The 26,126-nt window shown below is 42.6% G+C and carries 22 protein-coding genes; 9 read left to right on the top strand and 13 right to left on the bottom strand.

Annotated features, from left to right (window positions below):
• Positions 1–280: 280 nt before the first annotated feature.
• The gene (locus tag CWC03_RS02970; RefSeq protein ID WP_138580518.1) at positions 281–1,024 is read right to left on the bottom strand and encodes a sporulation protein; all 744 of its coding nucleotides are present in this window, start codon (positions 1,022–1,024) and stop codon (positions 281–283) included.
• A 131-nt stretch (positions 1,025–1,155) separates the two neighbouring features.
• On the opposite strand from CWC03_RS02970, the gene CWC03_RS02965 reads away from it, so the two are divergent.
• On the top strand, positions 1,156–2,727 hold the full coding sequence (locus tag CWC03_RS02965) for a cation:proton antiporter domain-containing protein (protein ID WP_138580517.1): 1,572 nt from the start codon (positions 1,156–1,158) through the stop codon (positions 2,725–2,727).
• A 277-nt stretch (positions 2,728–3,004) separates the two neighbouring features.
• Complete coding sequence (locus CWC03_RS02960) at positions 3,005–3,292, top strand: hypothetical protein (RefSeq protein WP_138580516.1); 288 nt, start codon at positions 3,005–3,007, stop codon at positions 3,290–3,292.
• A gap of 177 nt (positions 3,293–3,469) precedes the next feature.
• Here CWC03_RS02960 and CWC03_RS02955 read toward each other — a convergent pair whose 3' ends face one another.
• From CWC03_RS02955 to ilvY, 6 genes are all read right to left on the bottom strand, one after another.
• Positions 3,470–4,456, bottom strand: coding sequence for a sterol desaturase family protein (locus CWC03_RS02955; protein ID WP_138580515.1), 987 nt, complete (start codon positions 4,454–4,456; stop codon positions 3,470–3,472).
• 117 nt (positions 4,457–4,573) lie between these two features.
• Positions 4,574–6,781: a TonB-dependent receptor family protein gene (locus CWC03_RS02950; RefSeq protein ID WP_138580514.1), complete on the bottom strand. Its 2,208-nt coding sequence runs from the start codon at positions 6,779–6,781 to the stop codon at positions 4,574–4,576.
• The gene (locus tag CWC03_RS02945) at positions 6,774–8,039 is read right to left on the bottom strand and encodes an imelysin family protein (protein ID WP_138580513.1); all 1,266 of its coding nucleotides are present in this window, start codon (positions 8,037–8,039) and stop codon (positions 6,774–6,776) included. Before CWC03_RS02945 ends, CWC03_RS02950 begins: the two co-directional genes overlap by 8 nt.
• 82 nt (positions 8,040–8,121) lie before the next feature.
• Positions 8,122–9,948 (bottom strand): Ig-like domain-containing protein, encoded by a 1,827-nt coding sequence (locus CWC03_RS02940; protein ID WP_138580512.1) that lies wholly within the window; start codon positions 9,946–9,948, stop codon positions 8,122–8,124.
• Between the two features lie 309 nt (positions 9,949–10,257).
• Positions 10,258–10,953, bottom strand: coding sequence for a response regulator transcription factor (locus tag CWC03_RS02935; RefSeq protein WP_010373828.1), 696 nt, complete (start codon positions 10,951–10,953; stop codon positions 10,258–10,260).
• A gap of 63 nt (positions 10,954–11,016) precedes the next feature.
• Positions 11,017–11,910: an HTH-type transcriptional activator IlvY gene (ilvY, locus tag CWC03_RS02930; RefSeq protein WP_138580511.1), complete on the bottom strand. Its 894-nt coding sequence runs from the start codon at positions 11,908–11,910 to the stop codon at positions 11,017–11,019.
• A gap of 105 nt (positions 11,911–12,015) precedes the next feature.
• On the opposite strand from ilvY, the gene ilvC reads away from it, so the two are divergent.
• The 4 genes from ilvC to CWC03_RS02910 all read left to right on the top strand — a co-directional run bounded on the left by ilvC (position 12,016) and on the right by CWC03_RS02910 (position 18,001).
• A complete protein-coding gene (gene ilvC, locus CWC03_RS02925; RefSeq protein WP_138580510.1) occupies positions 12,016–13,488 on the top strand; it encodes a ketol-acid reductoisomerase in 1,473 nt (490 codons plus the stop codon).
• A gap of 270 nt (positions 13,489–13,758) precedes the next feature.
• A complete protein-coding gene (locus CWC03_RS02920; RefSeq protein ID WP_138580509.1) occupies positions 13,759–15,660 on the top strand; it encodes a methyl-accepting chemotaxis protein in 1,902 nt (633 codons plus the stop codon).
• A 197-nt stretch (positions 15,661–15,857) separates the two neighbouring features.
• On the top strand, positions 15,858–17,057 hold the full coding sequence (locus tag CWC03_RS02915; RefSeq protein ID WP_138580508.1) for a tetratricopeptide repeat protein: 1,200 nt from the start codon (positions 15,858–15,860) through the stop codon (positions 17,055–17,057).
• Positions 17,058–17,065: 8 nt separating this feature from the next.
• Positions 17,066–18,001, top strand: coding sequence for a M20/M25/M40 family metallo-hydrolase (locus tag CWC03_RS02910; RefSeq protein WP_138580507.1), 936 nt, complete (start codon positions 17,066–17,068; stop codon positions 17,999–18,001).
• On the opposite strand, the gene CWC03_RS02905 is transcribed toward CWC03_RS02910, so the two are convergent.
• Positions 17,929–18,261, bottom strand: coding sequence for a GIY-YIG nuclease family protein (locus tag CWC03_RS02905; RefSeq protein ID WP_128728409.1), 333 nt, complete (start codon positions 18,259–18,261; stop codon positions 17,929–17,931). The genes CWC03_RS02910 and CWC03_RS02905 overlap by 73 nt on opposite strands.
• 181 nt (positions 18,262–18,442) lie before the next feature.
• On the opposite strand from CWC03_RS02905, the gene CWC03_RS02900 reads away from it, so the two are divergent.
• Complete coding sequence (locus tag CWC03_RS02900) at positions 18,443–18,802, top strand: outer membrane protein assembly factor BamE (RefSeq protein ID WP_010373815.1); 360 nt, start codon at positions 18,443–18,445, stop codon at positions 18,800–18,802.
• A 58-nt stretch (positions 18,803–18,860) separates the two neighbouring features.
• Here the strand turns inward: CWC03_RS02900 and CWC03_RS02895 are convergent, their stop codons facing one another.
• On the bottom strand, positions 18,861–19,196 hold the full coding sequence (locus CWC03_RS02895; protein ID WP_128728410.1) for an RnfH family protein: 336 nt from the start codon (positions 19,194–19,196) through the stop codon (positions 18,861–18,863).
• Positions 19,196–19,630 (bottom strand): type II toxin-antitoxin system RatA family toxin, encoded by a 435-nt coding sequence (locus CWC03_RS02890; protein WP_138580506.1) that lies wholly within the window; start codon positions 19,628–19,630, stop codon positions 19,196–19,198. The genes CWC03_RS02895 and CWC03_RS02890 overlap by 1 nt, the downstream gene beginning before the upstream one ends.
• Before the next feature lie 141 nt (positions 19,631–19,771).
• Here CWC03_RS02890 and smpB point away from each other — a divergent pair, with 141 nt between their 5' ends.
• Positions 19,772–20,254 (top strand): SsrA-binding protein SmpB, encoded by a 483-nt coding sequence (smpB, locus tag CWC03_RS02885; protein WP_010379116.1) that lies wholly within the window; start codon positions 19,772–19,774, stop codon positions 20,252–20,254.
• An 82-nt stretch (positions 20,255–20,336) separates the two neighbouring features.
• Here smpB and fabB read toward each other — a convergent pair whose 3' ends face one another.
• Complete coding sequence (fabB, locus tag CWC03_RS02880; RefSeq protein ID WP_138580505.1) at positions 20,337–21,551, bottom strand: beta-ketoacyl-ACP synthase I; 1,215 nt, start codon at positions 21,549–21,551, stop codon at positions 20,337–20,339.
• A gap of 176 nt (positions 21,552–21,727) precedes the next feature.
• Here fabB and mnmC point away from each other — a divergent pair, with 176 nt between their 5' ends.
• On the top strand, positions 21,728–23,713 hold the full coding sequence (gene mnmC / locus CWC03_RS02875; RefSeq protein ID WP_138580504.1) for a bifunctional tRNA (5-methylaminomethyl-2-thiouridine)(34)-methyltransferase MnmC2/FAD-dependent 5-carboxymethylaminomethyl-2-thiouridine(34) oxidoreductase MnmC1: 1,986 nt from the start codon (positions 21,728–21,730) through the stop codon (positions 23,711–23,713).
• 53 nt (positions 23,714–23,766) lie between these two features.
• Here the strand turns inward: mnmC and CWC03_RS02870 are convergent, their stop codons facing one another.
• Both CWC03_RS02870 and CWC03_RS02865 read right to left on the bottom strand, forming a co-directional pair.
• Positions 23,767–24,222, bottom strand: coding sequence for a GNAT family N-acetyltransferase (locus CWC03_RS02870; protein WP_138580503.1), 456 nt, complete (start codon positions 24,220–24,222; stop codon positions 23,767–23,769).
• Positions 24,223–24,462: 240 nt separating this feature from the next.
• On the bottom strand, positions 24,463–25,854 hold the full coding sequence (locus CWC03_RS02865; protein WP_138580502.1) for a pre-peptidase C-terminal domain-containing protein: 1,392 nt from the start codon (positions 25,852–25,854) through the stop codon (positions 24,463–24,465).
• Positions 25,855–26,126 lie beyond the last annotated feature (272 nt).

Below are 26,126 nucleotides of genomic sequence, written 5' to 3'. Positions count from 1 at the left end.
CAAACAATTACCAGTTGTCTTAATTAATTTATCTATCTTGACTCCTGGTATATATCTTTATTATCACCGCTTCCGCATCCTGCTCACGCCAAGGTACCTACATTCATGTAGGCAAGGCGAAAATTTTGCTATTTAGTTGTTCTAAATTAGAAATTTTTAACACCGTTAGCGTCAGATTTGCTCCGTCAAATTGAGCAAGTATTAAAGACTAATTGGTATCCTTTATGCTTAAACCAAAAACGCCCAGACAAAGCTGGGCGTTTTAGAGTAAATTAAGTGATTATGAGAACAGCCGCTCCAACTGATCGCACAATTGAGAGATATTTACCTGATCGTGCTCAATCGTTAGATCGACGTAACCATCCCCTCGAAACGCTCTGTCCAACTCTATCAGTACATGGGTCCGGTGTGCCTCAGGAACAAATGAGAGCTCAACCTCTTGTAATCCAAATAACGAGCGAGCACTTGGTCGGTATTCTAATTCTTGATAGCAACCAGAAACAGACTGAAACTCAGAAGCTCGTAAATACCCCTTCTCCACATCAGCTTTCACTAAGCGAAAGCCCAAACGCTCCATCGCTGTCATACATGCTTTCACTGCTTCATTTGGATAAATGTGTAAAGCATCTTTGTCTGACGGATCGATTGCTAAATCAATGTCTAAGCCAGTTTCAATCCAAACATGACAACGATTGAAGCCTGCATTGATTTCTGTGATTGGTGTTTCTGAATGAAGTCGAGCTTCAAAAGGAATAACTTTTTCTTCGCCTGGGCCGATCGTGAAATTATTACCTACACGCCAACGGTCAATAACATGATTACTAAAATATTCTCCGTCTTCCCCTTCAACCTTAACTCTTGTCATTAGCGCAAGTTCTAAACCTGTTACTTCTTGGCTAACGTCACCGCCTTTTACTACAATTTGCGCTTGAAATTTCTGTCCCGGGTGCAAATGCTCTGTTTCCAATACAGTGTCTACTTTTGCCGCACCGATACCGACAGATGCTAGGATCTTCTTAAACATTACGTCTCCTGTCCGGTATGTCCTTACTTGCATCATAACCATATTTTTTCCAACTTGTCAGCGAAAATTTATAATTTATATATCAGGAGGTTTTGATACACTGCTCATATCTTGGATAAAAATTTAAAGTTATGGAACTGCTCTATTTTGCTGTCGCATTTGCATGCGGATTTTCTGTTTATCAATTAAAGCTTCCTCCTTTGATTGGTTTTTTGATGGCGGGCTTTGTCTTAAACCTACTTGGCCATAAAACCACAGACTTACTTACCCAACTGGCAGATCTTGGTGTAACGCTACTGCTTTTCAGCATAGGCTTAAAGTTACGAGTTGGTAATCTGGTAAAGCCTCAGGTTTGGGCGCCAGCGAGTATGCACATCATTACCAGTACGGCGTTTTTCGCTAGCCTGTTGTTGATGTTAGGGGCGATGAGCCTACCTTTATTTACTGACTTGGACTGGCAAAGCGCTTTATTGGTTGGTTTTGCATTTAGCTTTTCCAGTACCGTTTTTGCAGTAAAAGTGCTGGAAGAACGCGGTGAAATGGCGAGTCTTCACGGTAAAATCTCAATTGGTATTTTGGTTATGCAAGATATCTTTGCGGTTATCTTTCTCGCCGTCAGTACTGGCAAAGTACCCAATATCTGGGCACTGGCACTGCTTGTGGTGCTACCGCTTGTACGTCCAGTTATGTTTTGGGTATTAAGCCGCTCAAAGCATGGTGAGTTACTCCCTCTTTTTGGCTTCTTTTTTGCGTTAGTTGCAGGCTATCATGCCTTTGAATTTGCGGGTCTCAAAGGTGATCTTGGTGCGCTGATCATGGGTATGATTTTCGCCCCACATAAAAAAGCTGGTGAGTTATCAAAATCGCTACTGAATGTAAAAGACATCTTGCTTGTCGGGTTTTTCTTGAATATTGGTTTGAATGCCACAATTACACTGGACGCACTTTTAATAGCGATTTTACTGGTAATTGTTCTACCGATTAAAGTCTCACTTTACTATCTCTTCACCAATATGTTCAAATTGCGTGCTCGTACATCACTATTGAGCGCTTTTACACTCACTAACTATAGCGAATTTGGTCTTATCGTGTGTGCCGTTGCATCAGCTTCTGGTGCGGTTGCTCCTGATTGGTTAGCGGTCGTGGCTATTGCTGTTTCTATTACTTTTGTGATTGCGTCTCCGCTAAACAAACGCGCGAACGAAATCTACGTTAAGTTAGAGCCTTGGCTATTAAAGTTTGAGAGTCAAGACCGCTTGGAAGAAGAGCTACCCGTAAACCTCACCGATACCAAAATCGTAATATTTGGCATGGGAAGAATTGGAACGGGTGCTTATGAAACAATACAAGCCAGCTTCCCAGATACCGTTGCGGGCGTAGATATTAAGCCTGAGGTAGTTGAAAAACATGTTTCCAGAGGACGCAGGGTATTAACTGCTGACGCAACCGACCCTGATTTTTGGCAGCGTGTAAATCATTCTGAAGTAGAAATGGTTATGCTCGCGATGCCTAAACATATGCAGAATATTTATGCACTCGAGCAGCTCAAAGCTTCAGGTTACAACGGCCAAGTTACTGCCATTGCGAACTATCCTGATCAACAAAAAGAATTAGAAGAAATGGGTGTGAATTCTACCTATAACTTCTACCTTGAAGCAGGTAGTGGTTTTGCAGAACACGTAAAAGAGAAATTATTTACTTAAATTAGATATTGGTTCTCAGTATCATAATTGGTACTGAGAACTATTTTCATATTCAGATCATTGTGTTACGTCTAGACGTCTATTTTTATTGTTTCATTCCTCTCATTATTCGATTTACAAAGCTTTACATCCAAGATGGTAATTTGCCCCCACTTCGGAGTACACTGATCACATCGGACATGGCGTAAGTATCTATTTTATGAACATAAATTGATACTGAATGCTCTTTGGACATCGTGTCACTGGATTGTGAACAAGCTATACCTTTGGGGGTTTTATGATTAAGAATAAATCTAATGGTCAATTTTCTGCAGTAGTGGATGACGTCAAGGCTGCGCCTTTTTCAGACCTCCAAGAAAGACTAGATGCAATTCAGGACAGCGGTATGACAGCGCTGGCAATTCGCAATATCCTATTTCATAAAATGCTCGATTTACATGCGGTACCAAACGATCATTATTTAAGAGATGAAGAAACTCCAAGCCGTTTAGACGATCCAAAACTAATTGAAAAGTTAAACGAGTTGGGTTTTTTCCGCAACAAGCCTACATCGCAGCTACATTAGTATAGATTTAGGGAGCCTACTCTCCCACATAGGCTGACAATGCCCGTCGTCGGCCTATTTTCCTCTTCCAAGCACAAACTTTAACCTCTTCACAATCACCCTTGTTTACAGTGATAAATAATGTAATGCATTACGATGATTAATTCCTTACAAAGATTAGGATCTGAATAACCTAATTCAGTCACCCTGCGGAGATTTAAGTGGCGGGTTACTTTTCTTTTTCGGAAACAACGTTTTCCAAGCCTGCTTAAATGGCTTCAAATAAATCGCGGTCAGTGAATCATGTCCCGCATCATATTGCCCAACTCCAATGGTAATTTTACCCGCGCTCGATGCCTTAATAAGCGAGCCATACATACGATCCCAAATGGCAAGTGCTGAGCCTAAATTGATATCAAAATGGATTGGATTGTCACTGTGATGTACTTGGTGCTGTGCAGGACTAATAAACCAATCTTCCAGCTTGTCACCCCAACTCAGCCATATATGTGAATGCCTTAAATTAGCCCCAAAAATATTAAACAAAAAGACAAACGCATTCGCACCCAGAATATCGTACATGCTCAAGCTGCTGCCAAATATATAATATCCTACTCCAACCACTATCCCTTGAGTTAACGCCATACGACAGGCATAAAGGTAGCTTTCAACGGGATGTGAGCGATAAATCGTAAAGGGGGTCAGGACTTTTGCAGAATGGTGAACCTTGTGGAACTCCCAAAAGAAAGGAACTTTATGTAACATCAGGTGTAGCAAGAACCGCGTTAAGTCATCAACTATAAATAAAAATAACGTAAATAGTCCAATCACTACCCATTCTGGCGCTTCTAGATGCAACGCAGGACCAAAGAGCGCTTCAAGTCCACTGGATAACCCCAGCGCCACTGGTACCATAGTCAACACGATAGGCGTGAACATCGCCGCCTTTATCAACCGATTTGTGATCAATAAACAGTAATCGAGCTTGGCGCTTTTGCACCACCACACTTGCCTGGGAAATAGGAATTTAAAAAAACCTTTACCAGAGCGCGCTTTTTCTGTGGCGATATAAACAGGAACAGCCATCAAAATGGCACTAAACAAATATGGCAAATACACTCTTTTATTGGCATCGAACAAGTAGCCTGGGAGTTCAGTAATGCTTTGCCATAATTGCTCTAACATAGTCATTTCCATCAAAAAGAAATAATGAATTCACATACCTTGGGAACAGCTCCATAGATCTAGCAACAGGCCGCTACGAAGCTGCGGCCCTTACTCAAGAGCCGCATTGACAATCAGTTAAAACTGGTATTTATAGCCTAAACTAAATTGTCTTGGTTTACCTGGGCGCGCGCCATACGGGCGGCGACTGACAATTTCTGCTTCATCGAACAAGTTGTCAATTTTAGCATAAATTTGACCGTACTGGCCTACCTCGTAACTCGCCGATACATCAACGATAGTTGTGCTTGGCACCTTAGCGCCTTCAAGTACAAGCTCAAAGTCTTCAGTGCTTCTGCCTGCGGCCTCGCTCATCTCACTGATGTATTTGATAGCTACATTAACTTTCCAATCACTTGCAGCAACACCGATATTAAAAGTGGCTTGATGAGACGGTAAATACGGAAGCTCATCGCCATTTTTAATGTAACCCCATTGTGCGAACGTTGTCGCACGCTCATTTTGGAATTCACCTTTAGTATAGGTGTAGGTGAGGCTGTAAGGGATATCCAGTTGAAGATTCAACGGATAGCGTTGTGCAAACTGCATCTCTAGACCGTAAACATCGACCTCACCGCCACTGAATTGCTGATCTTGTTGGTCATTGACACCACAATTAGATTGACCACAGCTTTCATTCAGATTTTCATAGTCGTTGAAAAAGCTCACAATCTCAAACTGAGTCACACCATCATTAAAGCGTCCACCAAATTCGTAGTTAACACTCTTCTCAAGCTCAATATCAGGATCTTGCTGTGGTGATGAAGGCACAAAACCTTGATGCACGCCAAATAAAAGGCCAGCATCATCAGAAAGCTGATAGAAACCACTTAGGCTTGGCAGCCAAATACGGGTTGTTTTATCAATCCAAACATCGGCATCTTTATTATCTTGGTAAGACATATCCATCAGCTCGCCGCGAAGGCCAAGCCCGAGTGTTAAAGCATCAAGCTGTACTTTGTCTTCTAGATATACCGACCACGCTTTGGTATTTTCAGTATTCAGTGATGTAAACTGCTTTGAGCCTTCCAGCAACACGGGTGAACCGCTTTCCATTGCATACGCTTGCTCAAAGTGTTTACGCTCAATTTCATCTTCGTGGAAACGTACACCAACTGCGACGTCATGAGTTAAATTAAACAGACTAAAGCTCGTACTGGCATCGACTTGAAGACCTTGAGAGAAATATTCACGATCATTAGTCCCCATATTCAAAAAGATATTTGAACCTGCAACGACTGAATCCCTTGCCCCTGTGATCACGCCGTACTCATTTGCGAAAGCCTCTGGGTTTGCCATGATCTTTGAAAGAGATGGTCCACTTTTACTACCTAGACTATTAAGCTTAAGCCAGGCACGCTCATAGTCATTACGGTACAGTCTTGTTGTAACGTTAAAGTCTTTACCATCGAGTACATGGGATAACATTACCTGAGTGTGCTTGGTATCCATCTCTGCGGGCTGAGACGCTGCGTATCGACGGTATGGGTTTTTAGCAAAATCTGCATCCGTTAAACCAAGATAGGTTTCATCAGACAACTCATCGGCATAGCTGAGTTTTAGCCCAAAAGTGTGGTTTAATTCACCTTGTGAAAGCTTATAATTGAATTTGGCTAGGATATCGTTCTTCTCAAACCCCGTATCACCACCGCCATCAAGCTCTTTAAAACCATCGGCTTGTAGATTTACCGCTTCGAACAAGAAGCCGACATTATTAACTACTGAACCGTAGTAACCGTGAGCTTTTGAATAACCATCGCTGCCAGCCGCAACATCAATACCGCCTTCTGTAAATTCTGGCACTTGGCGAGTCACTAAGTTAAGCGCACCAGCAACTGTTTGCGGACCATGCTTGATAGCCGCAGGTCCTTTAAACACCTCAACTGCAGTCATACGAGTAGGCACTGGGAAGTAATAAGCAGCTGGTGCCGAATATGGTGAAGGGCCAATCAGCACACCATCTTCCATTATGGTGATTTTTTTGCTTCGCTCAGGTGTTACACCACGAAACCCGATATTTGGTCGCAAGCCATAACCATCTTCTTCACGAATATTAACACCGGGTACGTTAGAAAGAATACGGTGAATATCATCATACTCGTATTCTGCCAACTGCGCTTCTGACAACAGGGTTGCAGAGCCAGCTTCTTTTCGCAATTTATCGTGGTGGCTAATAATAGAAATATGCTCAATATCTTGATTGTCATCAGCAGCTTGCACTTGAGGTAGTGCAAAAATTACCGATACCGCTAATAAAGATTTCTTCATGTTCATGCGCTTAGTCATTGTCACCTGCCGAAGTTTGTGGAAGTTCTAGGGCGAGCTTTTCGATAAACTCAGTCTTTAAATCATCCGTCACTTTCTTAACGTCTGTATGCGTTTGCGTCACTTGCTCTGTAGAACCCGCAAGCTCAGCTTTAAGACTCGCATTCATCGCAAGAAGCGTGGTTTCTGCATCAGCAAGCCCTGCAAGCATGCGCTCTTTAACATCACTACCATTCTCAGCGTCTAAAAAGTCATCAAAGCCTAATGTATTCTCAGTATCTTGGCCATTACCTGTGAAGATGTTTCTAAATGCTCTAATGTTTGCAAGTAAGTTCTCTTTAGAGTGTTCTGCAATTGGCGACTCCACCGCTTCAGGGCAAGCTTCTAAACCACACGCGTTCGGAAAACCTAGGCCTAACGGCGTCGCTATTTTGCCGTCTTTTAGCTCTTCGGTCATGTAAAATAACGCCTTCGATATTTCATTAAGCGCTAAATGAGGCGTATCAAACGGAGAGCCAGGTTGTCCTGCATTAACAAGTTTAGCAGCATAGCCATTTTCTCCAGTCCATTGAGACAAAAGTATATTGCTCTGCGCTTCAATGTCTTTAGCTACCTCCGTCGCAAACTCACAACGAGCAATGACCCGCTCCTGAGCTGGGCGACTATTCCATGGTGCCAAAGCGTCATTCACTGACGAGCAGTTATGATCAAGATTGGCATTGAATAGAAGGTGCTCTAAGGCTGTTAAGCCTTTGCGATTTGCAGTACGCTCAGATATATTATAAGGATTGCTAGCATTACCATTAATAACGCCATCTTCAAAATACACTACATCCAAGTCAATATCACATAAAGAGCCTGTAGCGGGCCAAACATAAATGTTATTTTTAAGCTCTTTACTATTGGCAGTAAGTGGACCCATTTGCATCAATTCAACATACTGCCACCCCACCATAGCGCTACGCCAGCTTTGTTGAGCATTGAGCTTTAATGCCGCGGTATTTTCTGCCAGTGCTTTTTCAGCACTGCAATAACTCGCAACTTCAAGTTGTTGTGTAACTGCAAGTTCATTGAATTGCTCAATTGCAGGGGTAAGCACATTATTCACTAAGTTGCTTACCAAGGCCGCTTCATCAAATTGGGTGGGTAAAGTTGGGTTATCCGTTCCAGAGTTATTATCTTTCACTCCAGGCCCTTGACTACTTGAAGTACTTTCACCACAACCCGACAACACCAAAGCCACAGCGACAGCAGCACTTAAACGTTTAGATACTCTCATTTGTATTCTCTATTATCTATATACAACAAAAGGTTAGCGGAATTAACGGCTAACCTTTTTACGTTATAAACGAAAATTTAGATTACCAGTTGGCAACATTCTCAGCATCGAAATCATATGCAGTTGCAATGATTTCTCGCGCTTCCAATAAAGCAGCCTTATAAGCTTCCACTTTATCTGCCGCGAATTCAGGCTTATCACCCATTAATTCATGGATTTTAACAAAATCTGCATCTGTGACAGGAGAGAACGGATTAAACTGGAAATTTAACGCGAACCCTTTCATTTCAGACCAATGCTTAGCTACTGTATAAAACTGTTCAGCATCGAAATTACCTGATGCGATATCGTCTAAATCACCATCATCGTCAGAGATTGTGTCATTAATGTAGTGAACCACTGTCGCTGCGATCGACTTTTCCCAAGCAAGCAGTGCTTGATCACGTAAAGCCTCTAAGCGTGCTTTGTCTTCATCTGACCACTGCGCAACGTCAGTACCAACATTCATGTTGATAAGTTTACGTGCTTCAATAAATGCCAATTGCGCCTGGGCAGTCAAATCCGTTGGGTTAACATTCGATTTTGTACCTCGGTCACGCTTTGCAGCATTTGTTGAGTTACCAAAGTTAAACTCAGACAGTAGGTTGATTTTCCCGTCTTTATCTAAGTCATGGTAACCACTTGCATAAGCTTCACGTCCACCCTTGCCCGCAATTTCATCATCTGAATAATCTAAATAATCAATTGCAGCACCAAAGTAGCCATAACCTTCATCAAACTTGTGCTCAAGCTCTGTATAACTTTTACCTTCAGCTAGCGCAGAGTTATCTGCCGATTTTGCGCCGAGAAGTAAGTCGTCTAGGTAATCATCAGCTGCTTGAGAAAGTGATACAGCACCATTTAGATGTTTTTGCATCAGTTGGGCCAGATCTAGGCCTTCCGGTGTAACATATAACTTATTTAATGTTACTTCTGTGCCATTGTGCTCTGCTTTGATCGTTGAGCCATTTTCAAACTGCTGAAGTTGTGCTTGTAAAAGATCTAAATAGTGTAGGGCTAAACCTTCAGGAGTTTTTGGCTGTGTACCAAAGTTAACCCAACCAGCCATAACACCATCCTCTTCCCATGCTTTATGCATATTAGAGGTATCACGCCCTGCAATTTTACCACCTTCGCCAGCGACGTTTTTCAGTGAGCTTGAAATTTGCCCTAATGTGGTTTGTGCAGCATTTGCGGCAACAGCGAAATCAAGTGTTTCATCCAAGACCACTGTATCTGTCGGCATCAAGAAAGTTTTAATTTCAGTGATTGCCGCTTCCGCTGTTTTTTGCTCCGCGGCATTACCCACAGTTTCATTGTTAAGCTTACCCATTAGGCTCTTAATATGAACCATAGCTGCATGACGTGCTATTTGGCCAGAATAAGAAACTGAAGATTCGCCTTGGGCGTTCTTAAAGTCATAGCGGTTTACACCCGCTTTGCTTTCTTCAGCGATTTGCTGAACAGCGATTTCAGCTTCAACTTCTGTTTTTTCGCCTTTGCTGTCAGTTGCCGTGATTGTTACCGATACTTTACCGCCTTCAACCTGTTCGAAGTTTAGTGCGTTTACAGCTTTGAGCTTAACCGCACCGTCAACAATTTCAAAACGGTTGTCGGAGATGGTCAGTGTCAGTGCACTTACTTCATCGCTATCGTCAGAAAAAGAGATATTTGCAACCGCAGCACCAAGCGTATCTTCAGATACTGAAGCACTGTCTACAGTAATAGTAGGTGCAGCATTGGTGGCAGGAGGTGGTGTTGTGTTGTTATCGTCGTTGTCATTTGAGTTGCTGCTAGAACCACCACATGCGGTGAGGCCTAAAGTTGCAGCGAGAATAGCAGTCGTTAACAGAGACTTTTTAAGTGCCATTGAATTGTTCCTTTGAGACTAATTATGTTTATATTTTCATAACTAGGCGTAAAGTATACACACACCTAAATAGCAATCAATATTATTTGCATTGTATAAATAACAATTTTTTTAAAAACGCTACTTAACAGCTAACTACTCTAGCGCTATCACTCGTCAAAAAGAATGTGGATACTCCATATAAAACAAAAGGATAATGCCATAAAGATGGCGTTATCCCTTTGTGTAAGCAACCTGTCTCACAAATTTCTCCGAATTTAGCATTCGAAAAATTCGAAGTATCTTTGCGTTAAATCAAATTGTTAATTTTTAGTTCCAAACATCGGTAACAAATAAGTAACCTTGACGCCAAATCGTTTTGATTTTCTCGGGACGGCTCGGGTTATCATGTAGCTTTTTACGCAAGCGAGAGATTCGAACGTCTATCGTCCGAGTATCTGGGCGATAGTATTTACCTAGGATCTGCTCATATACAAAGTCACGTTTCACTACTTTGCCGCCATTGCTCGCAAGTAACCATAGCAATTCAAACTCATGAGTTGTGAGGTCAATGCGCTCCTGCCCATAACTCACACGTCTGGTATTCTTGTCGATATGCAGCTGCCCAAAGGTTAATTGCTCAGGTTCATCGTCAAACTGCGAGTTTGCAGCTTGCCTTCTTAACACTGCATCGAGTCGAGCACGCCATAGTCTAGGCTTTGCATCTTTGGAAATAACTTCGTCGGCACCAAGCTCTAAAAACAGGCTGTGAACATCCTCATCATCGCTGTCAAGACTGACGATCACAGGGGCTTTGAATCTTTGTCTAAATTGGCTGATTGAATCGCAGGTTGGTACAGATGCGATAGCTTGATCAAGCACGATACCGTTAATAGATTTCCCTGAAAAACCGTTCAATTGACCTAATTCCCTCAACAACTCAACAGTATAGCCTTGCTCTTCAAGCATTTTTTGTTGTGATGTCAATATATTGTTATTGCTTTGTGCAACCAAGATAGTGGACACGGACGCACCTCATTCATTCAACATGGATGAACACAGTGTAGTCACGCAACCTGAATGGATGCTTTACAGCTTAAATAATCCTTTTGCCGTATCCCAAAGTGCTTTAACAACTGGGTCATATAACCGTTTATTCTTAGTTACCAGTCCAATTTCAATCTCATCCGATCTAAGCTGCAACAGCTGAACTTGATTTTTAAATGGACTTTGACTAATTACTATCTCGGGGACACACGCAATACCGAACCCTAGACTCGCAAGCGCAACCATCGCTTCATGACCCGAAACATGCGCATAAACTTTAGGAACAAAATTGTGCTTTTTGCAAAAGTTATCAATACGATCTTTTAACACACCTTGCTCTGGCATGATAAAAGACAAGCGCTGCCATGGCATTTCACTATGACTATATTCATCAATGATAGACTTAAGCGGACAATCCATCGTTGGGCCAATAAATACCAACCTCGAACGGCCGATTGGCAAGTACTCTACACCGCTCGGTAGATGTTTTGGCTTCACCGCTACCGCGACATCTTCCTTACCACCGGCAACTTCTGCTATTGAATGCGCGGGGTCTCCAGTAATTAGATTTAACTCTACTTGCGGGTACAGATGGCGAAACTTGGAAAAAAGATCATGAATAAAGCTGTAAGTCGCGGTCACTGAACAAAATAAACTCAGCTCACCAGTCAAAGGCTTATCATCGTCAACACATTCGCTCTTAAACTGCCGCCAGCTTGCCAATGTCGCTTGCGCGTAATGAACAAACGCTTTACCTTGCTGAGTCAGCTCTACGGTGCGGTTGTCTCGTAGAAACAAAGGCGCACCAACTTCCTCTTCTAGCTGTTTGATTTGACGGCTTAAAGTTGGAGGGCTTACAAAACAGCGTTCACTCGCCCGAGAAAAATGCAGCGTATCTGCAAGCGCTAAAAAATATTTAAGTTGTTTGTGATTCATAGTATTTCACCTTTTGAAATACTATAGTTCAAATATATCATTTTACGCAATCAAAAGTTCGCCCTACTCTGACTTCAATCTATTTCTACAGAATCAGGAAATATCATGTCGAATTACTTTAATACTTTATCTTTACGCGAGCAATTAGCTCAGCTTTCTCAATGTGAATTCATGGATCCAAAAGAATTCGAACAAGGTGTCGACGTTCTGATTGGTAAAAAACTGGTCATCATTGGTTGTGGCGCCCAAGGCTTAAACCAAGGTCTAAATTTAAGAGATTCTGGCTTGAACGTCAGTTACGCACTACGTCCTTCAGCAATTGAAGAAAGACGTCAATCGTTTCTTAATGCATCTGAAAACGGCTTTATTGTTGGCACCTATGAAGAGCTCATTCCTGAAGCGGATTTGGTTCTAAACTTAACGCCTGACAAACAACATACTTCTGTTGTAAACGCAGTCCTGCCGTTAATGAAAAAAGGCGCAACACTTGCTTACTCTCACGGCTTCAACATCGTAGAAGAAGGGATGCAAGTGCGTGAAGATATCACCGTAATCATGGTTGCGCCAAAATGTCCTGGCACAGAAGTACGTGAAGAGTACAAGCGCGGCTTTGGTGTACCTACGCTGATCGCAGTTCACCCTGAAAACGACCCTGAGGGTAAAGGTCTCGCGCAAGCTAAGGCATATGCGGCTGGAACCGGTGGTCATCGTGCCGGCGTATTGCTATCGTCATTTATTGCTGAGGTAAAATCAGATCTAATGGGTGAGCAAACCATCCTATGTGGTATGTTGCAAACCGGCTCACTACTATGCTTTGACAAAATGGTAGAAGAAGGCATTGAACCTGGATATGCATCAAAGCTCGTACAATATGGCTGGGAGATCATCACTGAAGCGCTAAAACACGGTGGTATCACCAATATGATGGACAGACTGTCTAACCCCGCTAAGTTACGCGCATTTGAACTGAGCGAGCAACTAAAAGACATCATGCGCCCGCTCTACAACAAGCATATGGACGACATCATCAGTGGTGAGTTCTCAGAAGGTATGATGGCTGATTGGGCTGAAAACGACAATAAATTGCTTACATGGCGTGCAGAAACCGCACAAACCGCGTTTGAGAAGCAAGCGAATGCTGATGCAGATATTTCAGAGCAAACTTTCTTCGACCAAGGTATTTTGATGGTTGCTATGGTCAAAGCTGGTGTAGAGCTAGCGTTCGAAACCATGACAGCAGCTGGCATTATTGATGAATCAGCGTACTACGAATCACTACACGAAACGCCACTAATCGCGAACACCATCGCGCGCAAAAAGTTGTTCGAGATGAATCGTACTATTTCTGATACCGCAGAATATGGTTGCTACTTGTATAATCACGCATGTTTGCCACTGTTGAAGCCATTTATGGAATCAATCACAAAACGTGAGATTGGTGAAGGCTTGTTAGACTGTGACAATTATGCTGACAACCAAAAGCTCATCGCTGTAAACCGTGCGATCCGTAACCATCCGGTAGAAAAAATCGGTGAAATCCTTCGCGGTTACATGTCAGATATGAAAAAGATTGTTTAGTAAGTAGAAATAAATTTGCGTTCATAATATAGCAAACTAGTTCGCTTGTTAGTAACCAAGGCCACTTTCCACCCTGAGATTGTGGCCTTTTATCTCTGTTTCTCAACATAACCTCCCATTTAACTCAAATACAGTTAACACCAAATACTGAGATTAACTTTATTTTATAAACCAAAATTATTTTTTTGTGACTTGGATTGTTACTTGTTCCGAGCTGGTTATTTACTATGCTAGAATAATCGGTTCCACGGGATTACACACACAAATCGAATGCAAAACACAGGTTTAACAATTACTCAAAGAATTACCCTTTTGGGTAGTCTCATTGCGATTGCTGTCGCTTGTCTAATCGGGTTTACCTCGCTTTACAGCGCCAAAACGCTCATTAATGAACGCATGATGCAGTCTGAATTGCCAAGCAAGATAGAAAGCATCAATAAATCATTAAGCAAGCAGATAGACACGTTGAAAAATGCAGCCGAGCAGCTTTCAAGCAATGTATTAATCACCCAAAGTGCCAAGCAAAATACTTTGGACGAAAAACTTCTTGTCAACGAACTCAAGCGTATTGCGGCGCAGTATGACTTAGTTACGGCTTCTTGGGCTAACCGCGAAACCAATCAATATTGGAATCAAAACGGCTTTTTAAGAGTATTAAATCAAGAGCAAGATGGTTGGTTTTTCGGTTTCACGAATAGCGGCTCGGCATACTCTATTAGTATCTACCAAGAAGCGCCGGGCGACGTAAAAATGTTTGTCAATCACCAACAATTAAATGGGATTGGTTTGGCTGGGCTTGCGAAAAGTATTGATGATATGCAAGCGATGCTTGCTAATATGAAAATCGAGCAAAGTGGCTTTGTTTTCGTCATTAATAGGCAAGGTACGGTGCAATTGCACCCAGATGCAAGCAAAGTCGCAAAGTCCTCGATTGAAGACTTTTATGGCCAGCACAGTCGCGACTTTACCTCCACACGTGGATTTATCGTTAAAGAGTTGGAAGTGGGTGGCGAAACCAATTTAGTTGCAGCGAGCCCAATTCCAAACACAGATTTACTTGTGATCGCCCAAGTACCAACCAGTGAAATCAATAGTGGGATCACTTCCCTGCAGTGGCAAATCATTGGTTTTTCGCTAGTGATTGCGCTAGTTGCGAGCTTTTTTAGTATGCTACTGGCTAAGAACTTAAGCGCGCCACTTAAAAAGATGGCAGATTTATTTGAACAACTTGGCAGCGGCGACGCAAAACTTAATTATCGTTTACCAGACTCAGCACAACCTGAACTTCATGCTTTAGCTGGCGGTTTCAACCAGTTTATGGCTAAGATCGAAGAAGCTATCCACATGGTTGCAGAAGAAAGCCGTTCAATTCGGGTGACGAGCGAAGCCGTATTTAAACAGAGCCAGCAAAACTCTCAGTCTCTGGATGAACAAAAGTCTCAAACTATGTCAGTTGCCGCGGCAATCAATGAAATGGGTGCGACAGTACAAGAGATAGCGAGCAGCGCGACCAACACGGCAAAATTAACAGAAGAAAGTAAAGCGTCAACTAAGCGCAGCCGTCAAGGTGTACAAGAAAGTCAAGAAACACTTCACTTACTTGCTGGTGACATCGAAAATATGGCAGGTCAAGTCGCTACGTTGGCCGAAAAAACCCAGTCCATTGCCAACATCGTAGATGTGATCAGGGGCATATCTGAGCAAACCAACCTGCTTGCACTCAATGCCGCGATTGAGTCTGCGCGAGCGGGTGAGCATGGTCGTGGGTTTGCCGTCGTTGCAGATGAAGTGAGAGCACTTGCTAGCCGTACATCACAATCTACCGACGAGATCCAAGCAACGATATCTGAATTAACTCAGGTGTCTGGCGCTGTTGTAAACCAAATCCAACAATCCAGTGAGCAAGCAGAGCAAAGTGTTCAAACAATGCAATCGTCAGTGGAGTTAATGTTGGAAATCTCGGAAACTGCAAATCAAATAAATGACATGACCGCACTAATCGCAACGGCGACAGAAGAGCAAAGTAATGTGGTTGCGGATGTTGGACGCAACATCGAGCAAATTAGCGAAATAAGCGATGCTGTGATGAACGAGCAACTTGACACGGAACAAGCAATTCAGCGTCTTGCTGCATCAGCAAAAGCGCTTGACGATCTCGTCGCGAGCTTTTAAACCCTATTTTCAAACCTAAAGTAAGCCTACACGCTTTGTCTGTAGGCTTAGCCTATCAAATCGCTCTTTGTTACATGGTGTAACAATCACACCGCGCAAATTTTGCAATTATAGTCTAAATTCAATAATAGTAAGGGTCTAAGGTAAGCGATTAAGCCATAACTAAAAGTCAGCCGAATGCCCAATCTGGAGGTTGTATGAAGATCGTAACTCAGTTCTCTATTATTGTGCTTAGTGTTTTACTTAGTGCCTGTAATAGCACTCCCAACGCGACGATAGACAGGTCAATTCTCAATTCAAAGCATCAATTTAATATCCAGCCCGTAGAGTCATATTCAGAGGTATTTCAGCTAAACAAGCAAATTAAAGCAAAACTCGCTCAATATTTTCATAACGATGAAATTGGCGTTAAACGCGCAAAAATGTTGATGGCGTTTTTAGTCAATAGTGGCGACGATTCAATGTCATATTTATCTGGCGCTAATCTCACTGCAAACCAAGCTTTTAGTAATATGAATGCCAATTGTCTTTCGCTCTCAATTTTAACCCATGCTATCGCGAGACAAGTGGGTTTGAGAACACAATTTCAGCGTGTACACATACCCGAATATTGGGACGAGAGCCAAGGTTACAGCTTGCTTACAGGGCATGTAAACATAAAAATCTTTGAAGTGGATAATACCCAAGATTCGGTGAAAACACTGTATGTCAAACCCGCTTCCGTTACCGTAGACTTTGACCCTAACAGCCGAGCACAACATTTTAGTACATCGGCAATAGATACAAACACTATCTTATCCATGTTTTATAACAACAAAGGCGCCATGGAAATGATTAATGGCGACCTTGACATGGCCTACAGTTACTACAAAGCAGCAATAGAGAGCGATCCATATCACGATGGTGCGTGGGGTAATCTTGGGATCCTATATCGCCTCACTCAACAGTACGACCTTGCTGAGCGCGCATATAACCAAGCACTTGCTATTAATAACGACAATCGAAACGCACTAGGTAATCTTGCAAAACTTTACTATCTCACAGAGCGTGACCGCGAAGCAAAAGTGATCGAAACCAATATTCACAACTTAAGAAAGGATAACCCCTATTATATGCTAGTGCTGGGTAATGAAGCGTTTAAGCATGGAAATTTAAATCGCGCTAAGCATTTTTATCAAAAAGCTCATCAACTCGACCGTAGTATTCATGGCAGTTTCTTTGGGTTAGCAAAAGTCGCATTTGAAGAAGGGAATAGAGAAAAAGCGGAGTATTACCTCAATAAAGCATATAAAGCATCTGTCTTTGAGCACGACAAAGCGCGCTACGAAGGCAAATTAGCCTTATTGAGAGGTGTCGCAAGCAACCAATTAAATTCCACAGCCAACGATGAGAGATAACAATAAGAATGAAGAAGCTCTTTTTCAAACTATTCGGCATAATGCTGACCGCGGTAAGTACCACGAATGCAGTGGCGCAAGCGCAACACCTTAGTATTACTAACGTTGATAATATATTGGTGCAAGATTTACAAACTCTTACGAGCATCAATCACCAAGGCCGTAAAAGTGGTGCTCCGTCTCCCAATATCAGTGCACAGTATATTTTTACTGCTTTTGAACAATTAGGTGGAAATCCGAGCTATCAACACTTTACCTTTAGAGCCGGTATTTTTAGTAAAGACGCAGGTCATAACATCACAGCGACTTTGCCCTGCACTCAACCTCGTTGTGATAAGGCCATTGTTATCAGTGCGCATTACGACCATTTAGGAACCACAGGGCAGAGGCATTACCCTGGAGCCAATGATAATGCATCTGGCGTTGCTGCGATGTTGCACATGGCTAGGCAACTCAGTAAAACAAATCGCGCACGTGATATATTGTTTGTCGCAACCGATGCTGAAGAGCGCGGCTTGCATGGTGCAAAATACTATGCCAAACACCTTAATCAGGAAGTGGAACTCAATATCAATCTAGATATGTTAGGGATAAATAACAACAACCGTTTATTTGCGTTGTTTTCACCGGGTTTTAAGGAGTATAAAGCAGAGCTCCAGAACAAGGTCCAATCTCAAATCAAATTGACTGTAGTATCATCACAACGGCAAATTGAGCGCTATACAAATAATCCAAGAATTGATTGGCACAAAGCGAGCGACCACTACGCCTTCTATCGCCAAGGGATCCCTTATATTTATTTCGGTATGGGTGAAGACAAACATCATCACACGACAAGAGATACATTAGAGAATATGGATTTAAATAAGTATCAAGCAGGGGTAAATCTCATCAGTGACTTTATTTTGTCGTTAACTCGCTCACCACTTGACTCTACGAGCTGAATTTTTTGTGCTTTTGTAAGCTGCTTTATATGCCACTCGAGTTTTGCAGCTTGAGATTTAGAACCGACTGGATATTGGTATTTTAATGTCAAAGGCCCTTTTCCCTTTAAATTCTTTGCCCCTTTCCCTGCCTGATGCTGCTGTAAACGCCGCTCTACATTAGTTGTTATTCCTGTATACCAATGACCAAAGCGCGTTTCTAGGATATATAAGCTCCAAGTAACTTGGTGCTCGGATTTATTGGGCTCGCTAAGTAATATTTTTCCTAGCACTACTTGGTTCTCCTCAAGAACTTATCAACGATTTATGTTGCACATGATGACTATTGCAACTTATGTACGAACTTTTTACACTTAGTGCAGTCCAATTCCGCTAAGAGACTTTACCTTCTCTGTGCAATCGGTATCATGCAAACAACTGATAATAAGGATACACAATTTCATGCTGTCTAATAAAACCCTTTCTGTTTGGCTCAGTGCTGTAGTTATGACGGTGTTTATGTCTGGCTGTTCAAGCTGGATTTATCGCATCAACGTGCCACAAGGTAATTTCTTAGAGCAGTCAGATGTAGATAAGCTTCGCGTCCAAATGACCAGAGAGCAAGTGCTATATGTACTAGGTACACCACTTGCAAAAGACACTTTTAATAACAATGTCTGGCATTACCAATACGTATTTAATATTGACAGAGACTCTGAGGTCCGAAAGTCATTTAGCGTTTATTTCGAGAATGACAAACTAGTTCGCGTAAGCGGCGACTTCGAAGAGCCAGAAGAATTTAACACCCCTTTAGACTCATAGAGTCAAAGGGCACACATTATTTCGTAGTCAAAGGGGAAAGGTATTTCCCCTTTTTTAATTATTCCTTGCCTCCTAAAGAGACAGGCCGCCCACCGGTAACTTTGCTTGCACGACCTTCTTCTTTTGCTTTCTCCGCACGGCGTCTACGCGCCTCTTTCGGGTCTGCGATTAATGGACGATAGATTTCGATTCTGTCACCATCACTGACGACTTGATGCAATTTTACTGTGCGATTCCAAATCCCAAGCGTCAAATCATTCGCATCGATTTCAGGGCACCTTTCCAATATCCCTGATTGCAACACAGCTTGCTCAGCTGACGTTCCCTCTGGCACATCAACCGACAAAGACGTCGCGCTATCAGGCAATGCAAATACCACTTCAACCTTTATCATCATCTCGCTCCGTAAACAATTTTTGCTCGCTGGGTGAACGCAGACACCATATTCTTGGCCACTTCATTGAATAGTTTACCAAACGCCATCTCAATTAATTTGCTCGCAAATTCAAATTCTAATTTTAAACTCACTTTACAAGCCTGTTCATCAAGCGCGGTAAATTCCCAGTAGCCGTTTAAAGACTTAAATGGTCCATCTACTAAGCACATTTTTACTCGATTGCCGTCAAATTCATTTTTTGTGGTAAACCACTTTTTTAGGCCGGCTTTCGAAATTTCTAGACTCGCGGTCATTCCGTCCTCATCGCTGCTGATAACTTTTGCATCTGAGCAATGCGGTAGAAATGCGGGATAAGCGTCAACATCATTGACCAATTCAAACATTTCTTTGGTGCTATACATCACCAAAGCACTTTTTTCTATCTGTGGCATAGACACTCCAAATCTTAATACGAGGATTTTACCAAGGTTTTGCAGATTTATCTTGTTTGCAGCCACTGACTAAGTAAAAATACGTCATATTATTCAAAAAGCGCTGTCTTAAAACAGGATTTATAGGTAGACTAAGCCATTATGGCAAAGAAAAATTCAAGTAAATCAAATAGCAATACCATAGCGCTAAATAAAAAAGCGCGTCATGAGTATTCACTACATGAAAAGTTCGAAGCAGGTATCGAATTACAAGGCTGGGAAGTAAAAAGTATCCGCGCCGGTAAAGTCAATATCTCAGATACTTACATCCATATCAAAAACGGCGAAGCCTATTTGTTGGCTAGTCAAATTCAGCCGTTAAATAGTGCCTCTACACATGTGATATGCGATCCGCTTCGTTATCGTAAACTATTACTAAATAAGCGTGAAATCTCACGTCTGATCGGTGCAACCGAGCGTGATGGTTATTCTCTGATTGCCACAGCAATGTACTGGAAAAAGTGCTGGGTAAAACTCGAGTTCTATCTTGCGAAGGGTAAGAAGCAACACGATAAGCGTGCTGATATTAAAGACCGTGACTGGTCACGTGATAAAGAACGTTTGATGAAACACAATGTACGTTAATTTGTTTTAAAGTAAGAACATAACGAAAAAAGCAGGCTTAGCCTGCTTTTTTGTGTTTGATATAAAGTTAAGTGTAAAACGCTTAACCTTTGTACTTTTTCATCACAAGTGTTGCGTTAGTACCACCAAAGCCAAAGCTATTTGACATCACGGTATTAAGCGGTCCATCACGGCGCTCTGTTACAATGTCTAAACCTTGTGCTTGCTCGTCCAATTCGTCGATGTTAATTGATGGTGCGATGAAGTCATTATCTAGCATCAGCAAAGAGTAAATCGCTTCATGCACGCCAGCCGCACCGAGTGCGTGGCCAGTCATGGCTTTAGTTGCACTGATAGCCGGAGAATTATCGCCAAACAATTCTTGAATGGCACCCAACTCTTTCACGTCACCAACAGGTGTTGAAGTACCGTGCGTGTTTAGGTAGTCAATCGGTGAATCAAGACCTTGCATTGCTTGTTTCATACAACGCACAGCGCCTTCTCCAGATGGTGCTACCATATCGTAACCATCTGACGTTGCACCATAACCTACAATTTCAGCATAAATGTGCGCGCCGCGAGCAAGTGCGTGTTCTAGCTCTTCAACTACCACTATACCGCCACCGCCAGAGATGACGAAACCATCACGATTTGCATCGTACGTACGTGATGCGCGCTCAGGCGTTTCATTGTACTTGGTTGACAACGCACCCATGGCATCGAATTCCATCGCCAATGTCCAGTGTAGCTCTTCACCACCACCAGCAAAAATAACATCTTGTTTGCCTAGTTGAATTTGTTCAACTGCATTGCCAATACAGTGTGCTGATGTTGCACATGCAGAGCTGATTGAGTAGTTCACACCTTTAATTTTAAACGGTGTTGCCAAACACGCAGAAGTCGTGCTTGCCATGGTACGCGGAACCATATAAGGCCCTACACGTTTAACGCCTTTTTCGCGCAGAATATCAGCGGCTTCAACTTGGTACTTAGACGAACCACCACCAGAACCTACGATAAGGCCTGTGCGTTCGTTTGATACTTGCTCTTCTGATAGCCCTGAATCTTCAATTGCTTGCGCCATCGAGATATAAGAAAACGCTGCCGCGTCCCCCATAAAGCGATGTGCCTTACGGTCAACGAGAGATTTTACGTCGATATCTATTTTACCAGACACTTGGCTACGTAGGTTGTAGTCTGCAAATTCTTGGTTAAAAGCAATACCGCTCTTACCTGCTTTTAATGACTCTAAAACTTCTTGCTTGTTGTTGCCGATGCTCGAAACAACACCGATCCCCGTAATAACGGCTCTTCTCATGGGTTTATTCCCTTCGATATTACAAATTATGCGTAGTATACGCTGAATTTTAGCGCCAAGTGGTCAGCTTTCCAGCGTACACATGTACTCTGAACCTAAATAACTAAAAATGCAACCAGACTATTGAGTCGAAAGACAGTAAAATAGTTCCCAAATAGTCGAACATAGAGTCTTTCATGATAAAAAACGCTCAAATACACTTCAACGATGCTGGTACCCCTGTTGCCGATAGTTTTGACGATGTCTATTTTTCCAACGACGATGGATTAGCTGAGTCACATTACGTCTTTTATACTCAGAACCATATCGACGAGCGGTTACAAAATCATGGCAAAGACCGATTTGTCATCGCAGAAACTGGTTTTGGTACTGGATTAAACTTTCTCAACGCTTGGTATCACTTCAACCAGCGTAGCAAAGACGTATGTGTTAACCAACTCCACTTTGTCTCATTTGAGAAATACCCAATCCATATTGATGATTTAGTTAAAGCGCTTCATGCCTGGCCTACGCTTGCCCCGCTCGCCGAAAAGCTTTGCCAACAGTACCCGATAGCACTTGAAGGGTGCCATCGCCTAGAGTTTGACGATGGTCAAGTGACCTTAGATTTATGGTTTGGCGATATTCACGATAATTTACCACAGCTAAGTTTTGAACAAGCTGGATTTGTCGATGCGTGGTTTTTAGATGGCTTTGCGCCGAGTAAAAACCCAGATATGTGGCAACAAAGCCTATTTGATGCCATGGCCAATATGAGCCGAGATAACGCTACTTTAGCAACATTCACCGCCGCGGGTTTTGTCCGCAGGGGACTACAAGACGCCGGGTTTGATTGCAAAAAAGTCAAAGGGTTTGGTCGCAAACGCGAAATGGTGATTGGAACGCTGAATCGTGCTAATAAAAATTACAATACTCCAGCGTATTACAGCACCACACCGCGTAAGCTAGAGAGCATCGCTATTATTGGCGGCGGTATTGCCTCAAGTTGTTTGTTGTACCACCTTAGTAAACGTAATCTTGGCGCAACACTTTTTTGCCAAGACGACGCGTTAGCCAAAGGCGCTTCTCACAATCGTCAAGGCGCGCTATATCCAAACCTGCAAGCAGATCACACGCCCTCAAGCGAGCTATACGCCCACAGCTTTTTATATGCAAAACGTCTTTATCAGCATATTGCAAGTACAGGCTACCACTTTGCGCACGATTGGTGTGGCGTACTCTTGCAGTCCGTTAATGAGGCCAAACGAGCGCAGCATCAAAACTTAGCTGAAAAAGCAACTTGGCCGCTTGACTTAATTCATGCCGTTGATGCCAAACAAGCTTCAGTTATAGCAAATACCACGCTGCCTTACGGTGGACTTTATATTCCTGAGGCTGGCTGGCTAAACCCTGCAGAGGTAACGCAAGCTGTGTTTGATGCAGCTCACGCATTAAAAGCAGTTTCGACTTATTTTAATACTGACATACAAAAGCTCGAAAAAACCGAGAGCGGCTGGTTATTACACGGTGAAGATAATACGTTTGGGCCGTTTTCAGATGTCTTTGTCTGTGGCGGTGAGCATTCTGACCGATTCGAGCAAACCAAACATATTCCTCTACACGGCGTTCGCGGTCAGGTCTCTCATGTTGATGCTGGAGAAGAATCACAAAAACTCAATACCGTACTTTGCCATAAGGGGTACTTTACTCCCGCAATGAGTGGACAACATTGTATGGGCGCGACGTTTGAAAAAAATAGCAAAAGCCGAGAGGTAAAAGCCGAAGACAATGCGGTTAACCGTGCCCAGCTTGAACGCTTTTATAAAGATACGGATTTAGCCGCGAGTCTTGGCGAGATCACCTCAGCAAAAGCCGCAGTACGTTGCTGCTTTAACGATCATTTGCCTATGCTTGGTCAAGTCCAGCATAACGATGAGTTTTGCTCGGCGTTTGCCAATTTAAGAAAGGGAAAACACTACGGTTTTGGGAAGCCAGCACTACCCTATCAAGGAATTCATATTGTTACCGGCTTTGGCGCACGAGGACTGTGCAGCGCTCCACTTGCTACTGAGCACTTAGTTGCAACTCTACTTGGCGAAGCAAGACCTTTAAGCGAGCGCGTACATCAGGCAATCCACCCAGCCAGATTGCTCGTCAGAGATTTAATTAGAAGTAAAATATAATAATGGCGAAGGCATAATATCCCTAGATATTATGCCTTCGCGAAATACACCCATTACACGGTAAAGATCTGTCTATTTACGACACCCCAATAGTCATCTTGATATTGAGATTCGCAGTAGTCGATACCGTTTAACGTCAATGCGTTGCGCCAAAAATTGATCGCGTGATCTGCGCCTTGAATTTGCTTGACTTGCCAATGCCCTGGATACATTTGCCATATTTTGGACATAAATGAAGAACCGAGTTTACGTTTTCTCGCTGCAGGCACGATATAAAACTCACACACCTCAAAAGTATTTTGCACTTTCAAAATATTGATAAAACCAACCGGGCGGCCATTTTCATATGCCAAGTAGCCAAGGTGCTGTTCATCTATTGGCGTATCTATCTGAAATAAACCGTTACCACCTGGTAATTTTTCCGTCAACACTGAAAACTCAGCTTCATATGCTTGCACCAAATTAAAATAGACTTGTGTTAATGAACCCACTACTTGACGAATTTCCAAAATACCGACCTTTACTCAGAATTAGTCGGCGTAACTTACAGCAATAGTGCGCAAAGTTAAACAGACAAAATTACTATTTCATTTGAACTCGGAATTAAAAATGAATTAACTAAAATGCATAGAGCAAAAGTATCATCCGACTCTATCACGGTATTTTTACTCCAGATATAAAACCCAATACCGACAACAGTATTGGGTTTTGGCTAATATTAAGTCAAAGAAGTAATTGTAGTTATCTGATTAATAAGGGTTATTGGGTAAATAAAAGTTACTCAAGTTCCCGTTAATGGAGACCGCGAGTTCACCGCTACTATGTGTGTGGGTGTAGATGTTGTAACTCTGTCCTGGCAACACCTTAACTCGCAAAAAGTCTTGATATTGTACTGCTTGACCACAAGCAAGTGCTGTTCTTTTTGTTTGTGCAGTTTCTTTGAGAATATAAACTTCAGCGCTGCCATCCACGATCCCTTCACCGTCACTATTGATGAAAATTGATGTTGCTTCACTCGCTGCAATATTAAAATAGTCACTACTGTGGCGAGCTAAAGATACGGCTGCACGTCCCATTCTGTCACGCTCAGCAAAGTGTGTGTCTGTTAGCACATTGTCTAGCATAGGGATAGAAACAAACCGACTACTAAAACTCAGTGTTTCATGACAAAAATCGGTTACTACTTCACTGGAGATAGCACCGAGCACACCATCAGGATCGTAAATACTGTAGGCCAGTAACGCCATTCCAGCTGATGTACCACCAACAACACCTCCCTTATCAAAAACGTGCTGCACCGCGCTTTGGACAGAAGTTCCTTGCCATTTATTTAGATAATCAGACTGATCGCCTCCAGCAAACCAGACAAACTCGGCACTGCGAATAGCCCAATCAACATAAGGGTCATTAGCCTTGCTAACAGAATCAATAATTAACGTCTCAACTGAATCCGCCGCCATTAGACCAAGTAAGTAATCATTGTACGCGTCCGTGCCAGAAGTACGCAGTACCACCACATCAGCACCACTACCAATATGAGGAGCTACTCTTTGGCTAAAGGCATTATCAACATCGGTTCCCCCTCCCATTAAGAGCGCGGCACCGTTATCCGGTGTGAGCGTGTTGCAAGTGTCTGAGCTATTACCAGCAAGATAAGTTTTTAATCCCCCAGGTTTTGACGGACGAATACCGTAATTACACTCTCCAGTTGGCGGAGGAGGAGTTTCACCTTGGACAAAATTCACAATCAAGTCATACCAACCAGAGCCACTATATCGCGTTAGCTTTATGTAATAGGTGCCTGCAGTTTCAGCATAAAAGCTCCCCGTTTCTGGTATTTGACTCGTTTCTCGACTGACAACCGCTGAGCCTGTTTCTTGATATAAGAACCAGTCAAAATCATCACCTGAGCTATGGTCTAGAGAAATGTCTATCGAACCTGGCGCTGCCACATCAAAAGTAAACCAGTCGATATCCCTTCTGGATAACTCGCCGCTAATTGTCGTGTTATTACACACTCCACCATTTGCATTACCTTCGCTGTCGTTAGATTCAGTTTCAGAGGTTGAGCAAGCATAGCTATGGCTTGTAACAAGTATTAAAGCAGCTAGTGATACATATAGAATGTTATTGTTTTTCATAGTATTTACCTGAATGATATGTGTTTCTATGATCCGTACCGTTGCATTGTAAAGCTACGCTGCCGCACACCGTATTGGCACCAAGCGTTCACGGCAACTTATTCACAGATGACGATGACCAAAAGCGCAGAAGTGAGCCTTATACCAATTGAATTAACTCTCTAATCAATTTGAAGGGTGAAATAGCATATTAGCTTCGTTAAAAATTTCTCATTTAGAACAACTAAATAGCAAAATTTTTGCCTTGCTCCTAAAGCTATTTCCCCTCGTCA

The sequence above is a fragment of the Pseudoalteromonas sp. S2755 genome, assembly GCF_005886535.1.
Taxonomy (GTDB): domain Bacteria; phylum Pseudomonadota; class Gammaproteobacteria; order Enterobacterales; family Alteromonadaceae; genus Pseudoalteromonas.
The sequence above is the reverse complement of the archived record's forward strand: the minus strand, read 5'-3'. Positions and strand labels throughout refer to the sequence as shown.